Consider the following 12,862-nt stretch of genomic DNA (forward strand, 5'->3'; position numbering starts at 1 on the left):
AATCATGAATCCAAAGCTGAAATCACTCGTCGACCACGCCCGGCGCCATTCGCCGTTCTATCGCCAGCTGTACCGCGCGCTGCCCGCCGAGGGCTGGCGGCTGTCCGACCTGCCGCCGGCCGATCCCGACCACTACTGGCGCGGCTCGCAAACGCTGCGCGACTGGCCGGTGCTGACCGCGCCGCTGGACGACGGCCATGTCTTCAAGACCGGCGGCTCCACCAGCGAGGGCAAGCTGTCGGTCTTCAGCCGCGCCGAGTGGCAAGCCTTCGTCCAGGCCTTCGGCGGCGGCGTCGCCCGCCAGCTGCGGGCCGGCGACCGCGTCGCCAACCTGTTTTTCGCCGGCGACCTCTACACCAGCCTGCTGTTCATCCACGGCGCGCTGTCGCGCGCGCCGCTGCCGCTGGTGGAATTCCCGTTCACCTGCCATGTCGACGACGCCGTGCTGGCCGACGCCATCCGCCGATATGAGATCAACGCGCTGACCGGAGTGCCGGCGCAGCTGCTGCGCTTCGCCCACCACCTGGCGCATGCCGGCCAGACGCTGGCCGGCGTCGATACCGTGCTGTATGGCGGCGAAAGCCTGTTCGGCGAGCAACTGGCGCTGCTGAAACAGGCTTTTCCCCAGGCCCGCATCGCCTCGGTGGGCTGCGCCAGCGTCGACGCCGGCCTGATAGGCTATGCCGAGCCCGGCTGCCGCCACGGCGAGCACCGGGTGTTCGACGACGACAGCCTGGTGGAGATACTGGACGAGGCCAGCGGCGAGCCGATCAGCGAAACCGGCCGCTGCGGCGTGCTGACGCTGACCAATCTGCAGCGCCGACTGATGCCGGTGATCCGCTATCCCACCGGCGACCTGGCCTGCTGGCGCGAGCCGCCGGGGCCGGCGCGCAAGTTCGCGCTGCAGGGCCGCTCCGGCCAGGGCCACCGCGTCCGCGTCGGCACGCTGTCGCTGTTTCCGGCGCAACTGGCGCCGCTGCTGGAAAGGCATGCCGAGCTGTTGGCCTGGCAGCTGGCGATAGAACGCCGGGACGGCCGGGACGCGCTCAGCCTGCTGCTGGCCAGCCGCCGCCAGCTGGATTGCGCGGCGCTGCGCCAGGACTTGCTGGCCGCCCAACCGGCCATCGCCGCGCTGTGCGCGGCCGGCCAGCTGCGCCTGGACATCGTCCAGACCAGCCCGGAGCGGATGCGCACCCATCCGCGCTCCGGCAAGCTGATGCGGGTGGTGGATCTGCGCGACTACCAAGCCGAGGAGGCGCAGCCATGAGCGCCCGCCATCCCGCCGCCGCCTGGGCGCGCGACTACCAGGCCGGCGACGCCGCCGCGGTCAGCGCGCTGTTCCGCGCGGTCTACGGCGACCACTACGTGTATCCGGACGTCTACCTGCCCAGCCAGATCGAGCAACGCAACGCCAGCGGGCAATGGCATTCGGCGGTGGCGCTGCTGGACGGCCGTCTGGCCGGCCATGCCACGCTGTGGCTGGACCCGGCGCGGCCCGGCCAGGCCGAGCTGGCCTTGAACGTGGTGCATCCGGACGCGCGCGGACGCGGCGTGGCCAGCCTGCTGGGACGCCATCTGCGCGCCGCGGCCGGCAGCCTGGGCTGCGGCCTGCTCACCATCAAGCAAGTCTGCTCGCACCCGCAAAGCCAATACCTGGCGCAAACGCTGGGCTTCCACACCAGCGCGCTGATGCTGGACTACGTGGATTCGCCGTTCGGCAAGCCCGAGCCGGAAAGCATCGTGCTGGGTTGCCTGCCGCTGCGGCCGCGGCCGTTGCCCGAACTGGCCTGGCCGGCGGAATGGGAGGAATGGCTGCGGCCGCTGCGCCAGGCCTTCGGTCCCGGCGCGCCGGCGGCGGCGCCGACGCGCTTGCCCGGCCTCAGCCTGGCGCGCCACGGCCAGCGGCTGGAAGTCGTCGTTCCGCAGCCCAGCGCGGCGCGGCTGGCGGAAATCGCCGCCCTGCCGGCCGGCCAGCTGATCTACCTGAAGCTGGCGCCAAGCGCCGACGCGCTGGCGCTGCGTCCGCGGCTGGCAGAGGCGGGCTTCCGCTTCGGCGGCCTGCTGCCCGATGCCGGCGGCGGCTGGCTGCTGTTGTTTCTGCGCGGCCAGCGCGGCGACGCCATCCGCTTCTGCGACGCCGGCGCCGAACAGCTATACCGGCTGGATTTGCAGCCGGCGGCTTAAGACGGACGGGCCGCGTCCAGCGGCTCCACCCGCACCGCGGTGCCGTAGCACAGCACCTCGGTCAGGCCGGCCATCACGTCGGTGGCGTCGTAGCGCATGCCGATCACCGCGTTGGCGCCCAGCGCCGCCGCGTGCTCGCACATCAGCGCGTAGGTTTCGGAGCGCGCCTGCTCGCACAAGCTGGTATAGATGGTGATGTTGCCGCCGAACAGCGACTGCAAGCCGCCGAGAAAATTACCCACCACCGAGCGCGAGCGCACCGTAATTCCGCGCACCACGCCCAGATTGGCCACCACCCGGTAGCCGGGCAGATCGAAAGTCGTGCTGACCATTTTTGCCGGCAACATCGCATTCTCCTCAAGTCGGCCCGCCCGATGCGGGCCGGAAACGAATCGGGAACCGCCGCGCCTCACAGCGCGCGATACTCGCCTGCCTGCAGACGCGGCACGCAGGTGCTGACATCCAGCTGCGCCGCCAGTTCGATATCGTCGGCGAAGCCGCGCTCGATCAGTTCCAGGCTGGACGTGCACTGGCGCAGATGGCTGAGCAAATCATGCCTGGCCAGCAAGAACGCCGCTTCGGCCGCCTGCGCCTCCGGCGACTTGCTGCCAGTCAGCCGGTGAATGATGGCGCCGGCGCCGATGAAGTCTTCGAAGGCGAAACGCAGCTCGCCGTCCGGTGCGCGTTCGCCCGCGGCGATCAGCCGCACCGGCGCGCCCTGGCTGCCGGCGTATGCCGCCACCGCGGCGGCATTGCGCAGACAGCCCGCCACCACCTCGCCCGCCGCGCACTCCAGGCTCAAGGCGGCGCCGTTCGGCGAGGGCAGCACCAGCCGGCTGCCGGCGCTCAGCGCCCGCATCGAGACCGGCGACAACGACAGCTTGTTGCGGCTGCGCTTGCCGGCCAGCTGGGCCTTGCGCTCGGCGGCGAAGGCTGCGGCGCCCTCGTCGTCGGGACGAAAAGGCAGCAGCGCCGCGCCGCAGCCGCAGCCGATGTCGACGCAGGTGCTGAACGACAGCACGTCGACAATCACGCACAGCGCCGCCTGCCCATCCAGCCGACGCACGCCCGGCAGGCCCCATTCCAGCCCAATATCGTATTCCTGCTGCCCTTGATACATCATTCCCTCTGTACGAAAAAACCGCCACCAGCCCTTGAAGGCTGATGGCGGCGTCACTGATGGTTTTCCAGTACTGCGCCGCAAACACTGCCACGGCAGCATGACAAGCCGGTGATGCCTGTGATTCAGTCGCGGTATTGCAGCGTCAGCAGATACTCTCCGCCATGCTCCCCCGCCCGGGCCACGATGCGCCCGTCGCCGCTCAAGCCGGCGAAATCGCCGCTGCCGCTGCCCGGCATCACCCGCAGCGAACCGCTGACGCCGGCCGCGGCGGAATACACGCCGTCATGCCGCAGCACCAGGCTGCCCTGCCGCTCGCCCCAGCGCGCGACCACGCGCTCGTAGCCGATGAAGCTCACCTCGCCGCCCTCGTCCGCCGGATACAGCAGCTGGTACTCCAGCCAGCCTTGTCCCTCCAGGCTGCCGCTCAGCGCGTTGACGATGCTGGCGCGCTTGAGCTCGCCGGCGCCTTCGGTCTGCTGCAGCAATTGCTCGCTCCATGAGCCGACGTCGAAACGGCAGCTCAGGGAAACCGCGAGATGTTGGCTCATCGCTCCGCTCCTTTGGCCATTGGCTTACAAGCATAATCGTTGACGCGCGCCGCAGCCAGCGCCGCGCAAACAAAAACCGCCGCCAGCGCAAAGCGTGGCGGCGGCGCGACGGAACGGGTCCGCGTCAGGCCAGCAGGCAGGACGATTGCGTTTCGCTCGACAGCTTGCGCAGCTTCGGCACCTCCTGCGCGCAACGCTCCACCGCCTGCGGGCAGCGGGTGCGGAACACGCAGCCGGACGGCGGGTTGATCGGGCTGGGCAGATCGCCCTGCAGGATCTGGATCACCTTGTTCTTTTCCTGCCGCGGGTCCGGAATCGGAATGGCGGACAGCAGCGCGCGGGTGTACGGGTGCGAGGGCACGTCGTACAGCGCGTGCTTTTGCGCCAGCTCCATTTCGCGCCCCAGGTACATCACCAGGATGCGGTCGGAGATGTGCTTGACCACCGCCAGATCGTGGGCGATGAAGATCAGCGCCAGGCCCATCTCGCGCTGCAGTTCCTTCAGCAGGTTGATGATCTGCGCCTGGATCGACACGTCCAGCGCCGACACCGGCTCGTCGCAGATGATCAGCTTGGGCTCCAGGATCAGCGCGCGGGCGATGCCGATACGCTGGCACTGGCCGCCGGAGAACTCGTGCGGGTAGCGGTTGATCATCTGCTCGCGCAGGCCCACCCGCTTCATGATGGCCTTGACGCGCTTCATCACCTCGTCGGCCGACAGCTCGGGCTTGTGCACGCGCAGCGGCTCGCCGATGATCTGGGCGATGGTCATGCGCGGATTCAGCGACGCCAGCGGATCCTGGAAGATCATCTGGATGTCCTTGCGGACGCTGAGCCAGTCTTTGGCGCTGCCTTGGCGCAGGTCCTTGCCCATCCAGACGATTTCGCCTTCCGTCGCCGGGATCAGGTTGAGGATGGCGCGGCTGAGGGTGGACTTGCCGCAGCCGGACTCGCCGACCACGCCCAAAGTTTCGCCGGCGAAGAGGTCGAAGCTGACCCCGTCCACCGCCTTCAGCGTTTTCTTGGGGCTCCACGGCCAGGCGTCGCCGCCCTTGACCTGGAAATGAACCTTGACGTTGCGTACCGACAGGATCGGCTGCTTGGCGGTTTCAGACATGCGTCACCTCCTCGGCGGCTTTGACCAGTTCTTCCGCCGGCTTGTGACAGGCGCGCAGAATCTGCGGATTCAGGCTGCTGGCGGCCAGCGGCGGCAGCTCGCCGACGCAGCGCTCGCTGCTGTGCACGCAGCGCTCGCTGAACGGACAGCCCTTGGGCATATTGGCCATATTAGGCGGATTGCCGGGGATGCTGACCAGCTCGGAGCCGTCGTGGTCCAGCCGCGGCAGCGCGCCCAGCAGGCCGATGGTGTAGGGATGGCTCGGGTGGTAGAAGATGTCGTCGGCGCGGCCGTACTCCATCGCCCGGCCGCCGTACATCACCAGCACGTTCTCGCACAGGCCCGCCACCACGCCCAGGTCGTGGGTGATCATGATGATCGAGGTGCCGAAATCGCGCTGCAGGTCCTTCAGCAGCGTCAGGATCTGCGCCTGCACCGTCACGTCCAGCGCGGTGGTCGGCTCGTCGGCGATCAGCACTTCCGGCTCGCACAGCAGCGCCATCGCGATCATCACCCGCTGGCGCATGCCGCCGGAGAATTCGTGCGGGTACATATTGATGCGCCGCGCCGCTTCCGGGATGCGCACCGCGTCCAAAAGCTCGATCGCGCGCTTTTTGGCGTCGCGCCGGCTCAGGCCCTTGTGCAGCTCCAGCACCTCGCTCATCTGCCGCTCCACCGTCAGGTAGGGGTTCAGCGAGGTCATCGGGTCCTGGAAGATCATCGAGATGCGGTCGCCGCGGATCTTGTTCAGATCCTTCGCGCCCATCGCCAGCAGGTTTTGGCCGTGGTACAGCGCTTCGCCGCTGGTTTTGCCGTTCTTGGCCAGCAGCCCCATCATCGCCAGCACGGTCTGGCTCTTGCCGGAGCCGGATTCGCCGACGATGCCCAGGGTCTGGCCCTTTTTCAACTCGAAATTCACGCCGTTGACGGCGTTGACCACGCCGTCGTTGGTCTGGAACTGAACCCCGAGGTTAGTTACTTTCAGAATGCTCATGGCTTGCCTCATCTATCCTGCGGGATCAGCGGTCTTTCGGGTCCAGCGCGTCGCGCAGGCCGTCGCCGATATAGTTGGCGCAATACAGCGTCAGCGACAACATCCCGGCCGGGAACAGCAGGATCCACGGCGTGGAATCCATCACCCCGGCACCGTCCTGGATCAGCACGCCCCAGCTGGTCATCGGCTCCTGCACCCCCAGGCCGAGGAAGGACAGCACCGACTCGGTCAGGATCACGCCCGGCACCGTCACCGTGGTGTAGATCACCACGATGCCCAGCAGGTTGGGCACGATGTGGCGGAAAATGATCACAGGCGTCGACACGCCGATCGCGTGCGCCGCCTCGACGTATTCCTTGGACTTGATCGCCAGCGCCTGGCCGCGCACCACCCGCGCCATGTCCATCCACGAGAACACGGTGATGGTCAGCACCACCAGGTAGAACTCGCGGCCCAAGAGCGTCACCATCAGAATGGCGATCAGCAGGTAGGGCACCGCGTACATCATGTCGACGATGCGCATCATCAGCGAGTCGATCTTGCCGCCGAGGAAGCCGGCGGTGGCGCCCCAGACTATGCCCAGGATCACCGAGGCGATGGTGGCCAGCAGGCCCACCATCAGCGAGATGCGGCCGCCGACCAGGCAGCGCACCAGCAGGTCGCGCCCCAGCGCGTCGGTGCCGAACCAGTGCATATTATGCAGCGTGGGCGCCTCGCTCATCGCGTCCCAGTCGGTATCGGCATAGCCGTTGGCCAGCAGCATGGGGCCGAAGATACAGGCCAGCGTGATCAGGCTGAGCACCACCAGGCTGACCACCGCCGCCTTGTTGCGGAGAAACCGGATGCGGGCGTCGCGCCACAGGCTGCGGCCTTCGACCGCCGCCTCGCTCAGGCCGTTTTCCAGCGCTACGGCCGCAGCCGCTTGTTTGCTCTTCATCATTTCCTTCGCCCCCTCAGTAGCGGATCTTGGGGTCGAGCAAGGCATAAGCCAGGTCGACGAGGAGGTTGAACACCACCGTGATCACCGTCACCAGCACCACCAGGCCCAGCACCAGCGTGTAGTCGCGGTTGGAGGCGCCGTTGACGATCAGTTTGCCGAGCCCCGGCAGGCCGAACACCGTCTCGGTCACCACCGCCGAGGTGATGGACGAGATGGCCAGCGGGCCGATCACCGACACCACCGGCATCAGCGCCGGCTTCAGCGCGTGGCGCAGCACGATGGCGCGCAGCGGCAGGCCCTTGGCGCGCGCGGTGCGGATGAAGTTGCTGTTCAGCACTTCGATCAGGCTGCCGCGCATCACGCGGCCGATAGTGGAGACGTTGATGAACACCAACAGCGAAATCGGCAGGATCATGAACTTCAGCTTGAAGTTGTCCCAGCCACCGGCCGGCAGCAGCGGCAGCCAGATGGCGAAGATCATCACCAGCACCGGCCCCAGCACGAAGGACGGGAAGGCGCCGCCGATATTGCCGAACAACATAACCAGATAATCGACGACGCTGTTCTGGCGCAGCGCGGCGATGGTGCCCAGCAGCACGCCCAGCACCAGCGAGATCAGGATGGCTCCGCCGCCTATGGTGGCGGACACCGGCAAGGCCTTGCTCACCAGATCGTTGACGCTCCAGTCGGCATAGCGGAAGGAGGCCCCCAGATCGCCGTGCAGCAGGCTGTTGAGGTAATACAGGTATTGTTGCCACGGAGGCAGGTCAAGATGGTACTTGGCCTGCAGATTGGCCAGCACCGCGGCGGAGACCTTGCGTTCGCCGTCGAACGGGCCGCCCGGCGTCAAGTGCAGCAACAGATAGCAGACCGTGATGACCGCCAGCAAGGTGGGGATCGTCGCCAGAATGCGTCGGAAAGTATAAGACCACATATCGAACTCCGCTTGGCGGGCGCAGCGCGGCCGCCCGCCAACGCGCGAGGCCGTGCCGCCGCCAATCTACATCTCAGGCCGGAGTCCGCCAGGCGGGCCTCCGGCCTCTGTTCATCCAGCGCGAACGCTGGCCGCTTGCATCACGCTCAGTGGGCGATGATGTAGAGGTCCTTGCCCTGGTAACGATCCAGCGGGCTCTTGCCGTAGCCGCCCACATAGGACTTCACCAGACGCGGCGCGGTGTATTGCAGCAGCGGCAGCATCGGGTAGTCGTCCATGATCATCTTGGTGGCCTGGGTGAACAACTGCTTGCGCTTGGCCGGGTCCAGCGACTGGCTGCCCTGCTTGATCAGCTCTTCCGCCTTGGGATTGCAGTTCTTGTTTTCGTTCTGATCGTTATTGCACTGCACCAATGCCAAGAAGGTGGTGGCGTCGTTGTAGTCGGCGTTCCAGCCGTTGCGGGCGATCTGGTAGTCGCCGTCATGGCGCTTCTTCAGCAGCACCTTGAACTCCAGGCTTTCCAACTCGGTGTTCAGGCCCAGCTTCGACTTCCACTCCGAAGCGGCGAAGATCGCCATCTTCTTGTGATAGTCGTTGGTGTTGTAGGTGAAGGTCACCTTGGTGCCCGGCTTGACGCCCGCTTCGGCCAGCAGCTTCTTGGCCTCGTCGACGCGCTTGGCCATCGGCCATTTCACCCAGTCGTAGGTGGAGGCGTCGGCGCCGGAAATGCCGCGCACCATCACGCTATAAGCAGGCGTCTGGCCGTCGGCGGTGATTTTCTTGGCCAGAATGTCGCGGTCGATCACCATCGACAGCGCCTTGCGCACGCGCACATCCTTCAGCAGCGGATCCTTGTTGTTGAACGAGTAGTAGCGCAGGGCCAGGAATTCGGTGTTGCGGATTTCCTTCGGGTACTGCGCCTTGTACTTGTCGAAGGTGCCCGGCGGCAACTGGTAGACGAAATCGTTCTGGCCGGATTCAAACAGTTTGACGTCGGCGTTGCTGTCTTCGATCGGCAGATAGGTGATCTTGGTCAGCTGGACGTTCTTGGCGTCCCAGTAGTTGGGGTTCTTGGCGGTGACGATCTTGCTGTTGACTTGCCAGTCCTTCAGCAGGAACGGACCATTGCTGACCATCTTGCCCGGCTTGGTCCAGTCCTTGCCGTACTTGTCGATGGTGGCCTTCGGCAGCGGCGCCAGCTGGGTGTTGGCCACCAGCGACGGCAGGAACAGCACCGGATAAGGCGTCTTCACTTCCAGCGTGTACTTGTCGACGGCCTTGACGCCCAGCGTGGAGGCCGGCTTCTTGCCCTCGGCGATTTCCTTGCCGTTGACGATGAACATGCCGTAGGTCGACGCGTACGGGGAGGCGGTCTTCGGATCGACGAAACGCTGCCAGCCGTAGACGAAGTCGCCGGCGGTCACCGGAGTGCCATCAGACCACTTGGCGTTCTTGCGCAGGTGGAACACCCAAGTATTGGCTTCGACTTCCTTCCAGCTTTCGGCGACACCCGGGAGAACCTTGCCGTAGACATCCAGCGTGGTCAGACCCTCGAACAGGTCGGCGGTGATGGTGTTGGCCGGCACGGATTCCGCCACTACCGGATCCAGCGTTTCCGGCTCGGCGCCGGTATTGCGGGTGAACTCCTGCTTGGCAGCCAGCTTGACGCCGGCGGGCACCTTGGCGGCCAGCACGGAACCGGAAGCCATGGCCAGCGCGACGGCGGCGGCGATCGCCTTCAGCGATTGCTTGTCAGTCATCTTCTACTCTCCTTGTTCTGTCTCCGTCCTGTCTATCGCAAGACGGCGGATTTTTTTCACTCGATTGTATCCAGAGTGGGTCCGCAGATTATGCGCAGAGGGTTTTGAATACTTCAAGCCCCAAGACCCATAATATGCTATTCATTTTTCTCAACATCGCAACTTTGTCAGACAATAGACTACTCATGCAAATCAATGGCTTGATTACACGCTGTTTTTTATACTTTCGACATGCCGACATGTGAAATGCTATTAGCTGATCCGAGCAAATTTCATGGCAAAAACCCGCGCCGCCACCGCGCCAGCCTTACATATCATCGCCCCCTGATTTGCAGAAAGCGCGATGGATTTCCATTCACATTAAAAAATCGCACCAAATGAAAAAAGCCGCCCACAGGCGGCTTTTCAAGCGTTTTTTCCCGTCAGTCCAGCAAACGCCAGCCTATCTGTTCCCCGGCGCGCAGCGGCACCAGCGCGTCGCCCGGATACGGCAGCTCGGCCGGCACGGTCCAGCTTTCCCTGGCCAGGGTGATGCGCCCGCCGTTGGCCGGCAAGCCGTAGAAGGCCGGGCCGTTCAGGCTGGCGAAAGCCTCCAGCTTGTCCAGCGCGCCGGCGGCTTCGAAGGCTTCGGCGTAAAGTTCGATCGCCGCGTTGGCGGTGTACATGCCGGCGCAGCCGCAGGCCGCCTCCTTGGCGCCCTTGGCGTGCGGCGCGCTGTCGGTGCCGAGGAAGAACTTGGCCGAGCCGGAAGTGGCCGCTTTCACCAGCGCCTGGCGGTGTTGCTCGCGCTTGAGCACCGGCAGGCAATAATGGTGCGGCCGGATGCCGCCGACGAACAGCGCGTTGCGGTTCATCAGCAGGTGATGGGCGGTAATGGTGGCGGCCACATTGGCCGGCGCGGCGGCGACGAATTCGGCCGCCTCGCGGGTGGTGATGTGCTCGAACACCACCTTCAAATTCGGCAGTTTGGCCAGCAGCGGCTTCATCACCCGTTCGATGAACACCGCCTCGCGGTCGAACACGTCGATGTCGGCGTCGGTCACCTCGCCGTGCACCAACAGCGGCATGCCGACTTCGGCCATCGCCTGCAGCGCCGGCATCGCCTGGGCGATGTCGGTGACGCCGTGGTCGGAATTGGTGGTGGCGCCGGCAGGATACAGCTTGACGCCATGGACGAAGCCGCAGGCCTTGGCCTTGCGGATTTCATCGGCGCTGGTCTTGTCGGTCAGATACAGCGTCATCAGCGGTTCGAAGGCGCTGCCGGCCGGGCGCGCGGCCAGGATGCGCTCGCGGTAGGCGGCGGCGGCGGCCACCGTGGTGACCGGCGGCTTCAGGTTGGGCATCACGATGGCGCGGCCCATCTGGCGACAGGTGTCGGGCAGCACCGCGGCCAGCGCGGCGTCGTCGCGCAGGTGCAGGTGCCAATCATCGGGGCGGATCAGGGTGAGTGTCTGCATGGTCGGGGCTTGGCGTGGCTAGAGATAAAAGAATGGCGACGGGAACACCGTCGCCAGGCATGCTTATTTGCGTTTGAGCACCATCCGGAACTTGCCCTCGCCGGTGGTGGTCGATTCGAGCAGGCCGTTGCCGGTCTGGCGGCAAAACGCCTCGAAGTCCTTGGGCGCGCCGGGATCGGTGGCGATCACCTCCAGCACGGCGCCGCTCGCCATATCGGCCAGCGCCTTCTTCGCGCGCAGGATGGGCAGCGGGCAATTGAGGCCGGAAAGATCAATCTGCTTGTCGGGAGTCATGGGCCGGTGTCCTGAGCCATATCGCGTTACAATGAATGGGGTATGGGCCCGCGCGCTGCGGCGGGCCTTCTGGCCGTATAGTTTACGCCAGTCGTCAAGCCTTCCCCAAATCGGTCTTCACTATGTGCATCATCGCTTTTGCCTACAAGACGCCGGGCATGGGCCAGCTGGCCCTCTTGGCCAACCGCGACGAATACTACGCCCGCCCGTCGGCGCCGCTGGACTGGTGGCCGGAGTACCCGCATACGCTGGGCGGCCGCGACCTGCAATCCGGCGGCAGCTGGATGATGGTCGACGGACGCAACCGCTTCGCCGCCATCACCAACTTCCGCGACGGTTTTCCGGCCAAGGCCGAGCGCTCGCGCGGCGAACTGGTGGAGCGCTTCGTCAGCGGCGACGACGACGCCTTCGCTTTTGCCGACTGGCTGCGCGCCGAGCATCACCGCTACGCGCCGTTCAATCTGCTGTTCGGCCATACCTCCGACCTGTTCTTCTTCCACAGCCGCACCGCGCAGATCGCCCGCGTCACGCCCGGCATCCACACGCTGTCCAACGCCACGCTGGATACGCCGTGGTTCAAGAGCCAGCGGCTGGCCGAATACCTGCGCGAATTCCAGCGGGTGCCCAACGAAGACCAGGCCTACGCGGCGCTGTCCGACCCCACCCCGGCCGGCCCCGGCCAGCTGCCCAACACCCGTATCGGCCTGGCGCTGGAAAAAACCTTGTCGCCGATCTTCATCCAGGGCCGCGATTACGGCACCCGCGCCTCGATGTTGCTGACGGTGTCCAGCCGCGGCGACATCGCCTTTTCCGAATTGAGCTGGGGCCTGGCCGGCCGCGAAACCGGCCGCCGCCATTACAACCTGCGCGCCGGCACGGCGCGCTGATCCGGAGCATCGAACTTGAAAGCATTCCTCACCCTGCCGGCCGCGCTGGCCTTGTGCCTGAGCCTGCCGGCGCTGGCCGACAACGACAGGATCAAGAAAAACATCACCTTCGAGGACGAAAAAGCCTGGGAGGAGCAAGCCTACGCGCTGCCCGACTACCCGCAAGCCGCCGACTGGGTGGAAGTGAAGCCTGACTGGCTGCAGAGCAACCGTTTCTTCGTCGATGGCAAAACGCTGAGCGTGGGCCAGGACGGCGTGGTGCGCTACATCAGCAAGGTGCTCAGCCCCAACGGCGTGGAAAACCTCAGCGTGGAAGGCATTCTGTGCAAGGACGCCCGCTACCGCGCCTACGGCTTCGGCGACAGCGTCAACCACCGCTGGATCGAGCCGATGCGGCCCATATGGCAGGACATCGTCTATGGCGACAAGCTCAGGCGCGAACTGCGCGAACTGCTGTGCCCGTCGCACAGCGCGCCGCGCGACGCCGCCGAAGCGCTGAAGTCGCTGCGCAAGGGTTCCTGAGGCGGCCGCGAATGCGGATGGATGATGTTCTAGAATGAATCATCTGTCCTTGCATTTGCGTAAGCGCCGATGGATCAGCAAACCCAACAGGAAAATCGCGAA

At 65.6% G+C, this 12,862-nt stretch carries 14 protein-coding genes; 4 read left to right on the forward strand and 10 right to left on the reverse strand.

Annotated elements, in window-relative coordinates; all coding sequences use genetic code 11:
* Nucleotides 1-4: 4 nt before the first annotated feature.
* Both MY55_RS02850 and MY55_RS02855 read left to right on the forward strand, forming a co-directional pair.
* Nucleotides 5-1,267 (forward strand): phenylacetate--CoA ligase family protein, encoded by a 1,263-nt coding sequence (locus MY55_RS02850; RefSeq protein ID WP_065201999.1) that lies wholly within the window; start codon nt 5-7, stop codon nt 1,265-1,267.
* Entirely contained in the window at nt 1,264-2,184 is a 921-nt protein-coding gene (locus MY55_RS02855) for a GNAT family N-acetyltransferase (RefSeq protein ID WP_043571808.1), read from the forward strand. Before MY55_RS02850 ends, MY55_RS02855 begins: the two co-directional genes overlap by 4 nt.
* On the opposite strand, the gene MY55_RS02860 is transcribed toward MY55_RS02855, so the two are convergent.
* The 10 genes from MY55_RS02860 to MY55_RS02905 all read right to left on the reverse strand — a co-directional run bounded on the left by MY55_RS02860 (nt 2,181) and on the right by MY55_RS02905 (nt 11,351).
* Complete coding sequence (locus MY55_RS02860) at nt 2,181-2,531, reverse strand: YbjQ family protein (RefSeq protein WP_047236415.1); 351 nt, start codon at nt 2,529-2,531, stop codon at nt 2,181-2,183. The genes MY55_RS02855 and MY55_RS02860 overlap by 4 nt on opposite strands.
* Before the next feature lie 62 nt (nt 2,532-2,593).
* A complete protein-coding gene (locus MY55_RS02865) occupies nt 2,594-3,307 on the reverse strand; it encodes a 2-phosphosulfolactate phosphatase (protein ID WP_197465967.1) in 714 nt (237 codons plus the stop codon).
* A gap of 122 nt (nt 3,308-3,429) precedes the next feature.
* Nucleotides 3,430-3,855, reverse strand: coding sequence for a DUF3224 domain-containing protein (locus MY55_RS02870; RefSeq protein ID WP_052257885.1), 426 nt, complete (start codon nt 3,853-3,855; stop codon nt 3,430-3,432).
* A gap of 124 nt (nt 3,856-3,979) precedes the next feature.
* Nucleotides 3,980-4,972 (reverse strand): murein tripeptide/oligopeptide ABC transporter ATP binding protein OppF, encoded by a 993-nt coding sequence (gene oppF / locus MY55_RS02875; protein WP_043571804.1) that lies wholly within the window; start codon nt 4,970-4,972, stop codon nt 3,980-3,982.
* Complete coding sequence (locus MY55_RS02880; protein WP_043571802.1) at nt 4,965-5,966, reverse strand: oligopeptide/dipeptide ABC transporter ATP-binding protein; 1,002 nt, start codon at nt 5,964-5,966, stop codon at nt 4,965-4,967. Before MY55_RS02880 ends, oppF begins: the two co-directional genes overlap by 8 nt.
* Nucleotides 5,967-5,991: 25 nt before the next feature.
* Entirely contained in the window at nt 5,992-6,906 is a 915-nt protein-coding gene (locus MY55_RS02885) for an ABC transporter permease subunit (RefSeq protein ID WP_076098098.1), read from the reverse strand.
* A gap of 13 nt (nt 6,907-6,919) precedes the next feature.
* Nucleotides 6,920-7,840, reverse strand: coding sequence for an oligopeptide ABC transporter permease OppB (gene oppB, locus MY55_RS02890; RefSeq protein ID WP_043571798.1), 921 nt, complete (start codon nt 7,838-7,840; stop codon nt 6,920-6,922).
* Between the two features lie 146 nt (nt 7,841-7,986).
* Entirely contained in the window at nt 7,987-9,600 is a 1,614-nt protein-coding gene (locus MY55_RS02895; protein ID WP_043571795.1) for a peptide ABC transporter substrate-binding protein, read from the reverse strand.
* Nucleotides 9,601-10,022: 422 nt separating this feature from the next.
* Nucleotides 10,023-11,057 carry a dihydroorotase gene (gene pyrC, locus MY55_RS02900; protein ID WP_043571793.1) on the reverse strand — a complete coding sequence of 345 codons (1,035 nt, stop codon included), beginning with the start codon at nt 11,055-11,057 and terminating at the stop codon, nt 10,023-10,025.
* Nucleotides 11,058-11,120: 63 nt separating this feature from the next.
* Entirely contained in the window at nt 11,121-11,351 is a 231-nt protein-coding gene (locus MY55_RS02905; RefSeq protein ID WP_043571791.1) for a sulfurtransferase TusA family protein, read from the reverse strand.
* A 122-nt stretch (nt 11,352-11,473) separates the two neighbouring features.
* Here MY55_RS02905 and MY55_RS02910 point away from each other — a divergent pair, with 122 nt between their 5' ends.
* Nucleotides 11,474-12,238 (forward strand): NRDE family protein, encoded by a 765-nt coding sequence (locus tag MY55_RS02910; RefSeq protein ID WP_043571789.1) that lies wholly within the window; start codon nt 11,474-11,476, stop codon nt 12,236-12,238.
* Nucleotides 12,239-12,253: 15 nt separating this feature from the next.
* The gene (locus tag MY55_RS02915) at nt 12,254-12,760 is read left to right on the forward strand and encodes a CNP1-like family protein (RefSeq protein WP_043571786.1); all 507 of its coding nucleotides are present in this window, start codon (nt 12,254-12,256) and stop codon (nt 12,758-12,760) included.
* Nucleotides 12,761-12,862 lie beyond the last annotated feature (102 nt).

The sequence above is a fragment of the Chromobacterium subtsugae genome (assembly GCF_001676875.1).
Taxonomy (GTDB): Bacteria; Pseudomonadota; Gammaproteobacteria; order Burkholderiales; family Chromobacteriaceae; genus Chromobacterium; species Chromobacterium subtsugae.

Coding starts and splice junctions, on each gene's coding strand:
- MY55_RS02880 (WP_043571802.1), bottom strand. CDS start 5,966: ATGAGCATTCTGAAAGTAACTAACCTCGGGGTTCAGTTCCAGACCAAC.
- MY55_RS02905 (WP_043571791.1), bottom strand. CDS start 11,351: ATGACTCCCGACAAGCAGATTGATCTTTCCGGCCTCAATTGCCCGCTG.
- MY55_RS02885 (WP_076098098.1), bottom strand. CDS start 6,906: ATGATGAAGAGCAAACAAGCGGCTGCGGCCGTAGCGCTGGAAAACGGC.
- pyrC (WP_043571793.1), bottom strand. CDS start 11,057: ATGCAGACACTCACCCTGATCCGCCCCGATGATTGGCACCTGCACCTG.
- MY55_RS02895 (WP_043571795.1), bottom strand. CDS start 9,600: ATGACTGACAAGCAATCGCTGAAGGCGATCGCCGCCGCCGTCGCGCTG.
- MY55_RS02855 (WP_043571808.1), top strand. CDS start 1,264: ATGAGCGCCCGCCATCCCGCCGCCGCCTGGGCGCGCGACTACCAGGCC.
- MY55_RS02910 (WP_043571789.1), top strand. CDS start 11,474: ATGTGCATCATCGCTTTTGCCTACAAGACGCCGGGCATGGGCCAGCTG.
- MY55_RS02865 (WP_197465967.1), bottom strand. CDS start 3,307: ATGATGTATCAAGGGCAGCAGGAATACGATATTGGGCTGGAATGGGGC.
- MY55_RS02870 (WP_052257885.1), bottom strand. CDS start 3,855: ATGAGCCAACATCTCGCGGTTTCCCTGAGCTGCCGTTTCGACGTCGGC.
- MY55_RS02860 (WP_047236415.1), bottom strand. CDS start 2,531: ATGTTGCCGGCAAAAATGGTCAGCACGACTTTCGATCTGCCCGGCTAC.
- oppB (WP_043571798.1), bottom strand. CDS start 7,840: ATGTGGTCTTATACTTTCCGACGCATTCTGGCGACGATCCCCACCTTG.
- oppF (WP_043571804.1), bottom strand. CDS start 4,972: ATGTCTGAAACCGCCAAGCAGCCGATCCTGTCGGTACGCAACGTCAAG.
- MY55_RS02850 (WP_065201999.1), top strand. CDS start 5: ATGAATCCAAAGCTGAAATCACTCGTCGACCACGCCCGGCGCCATTCG.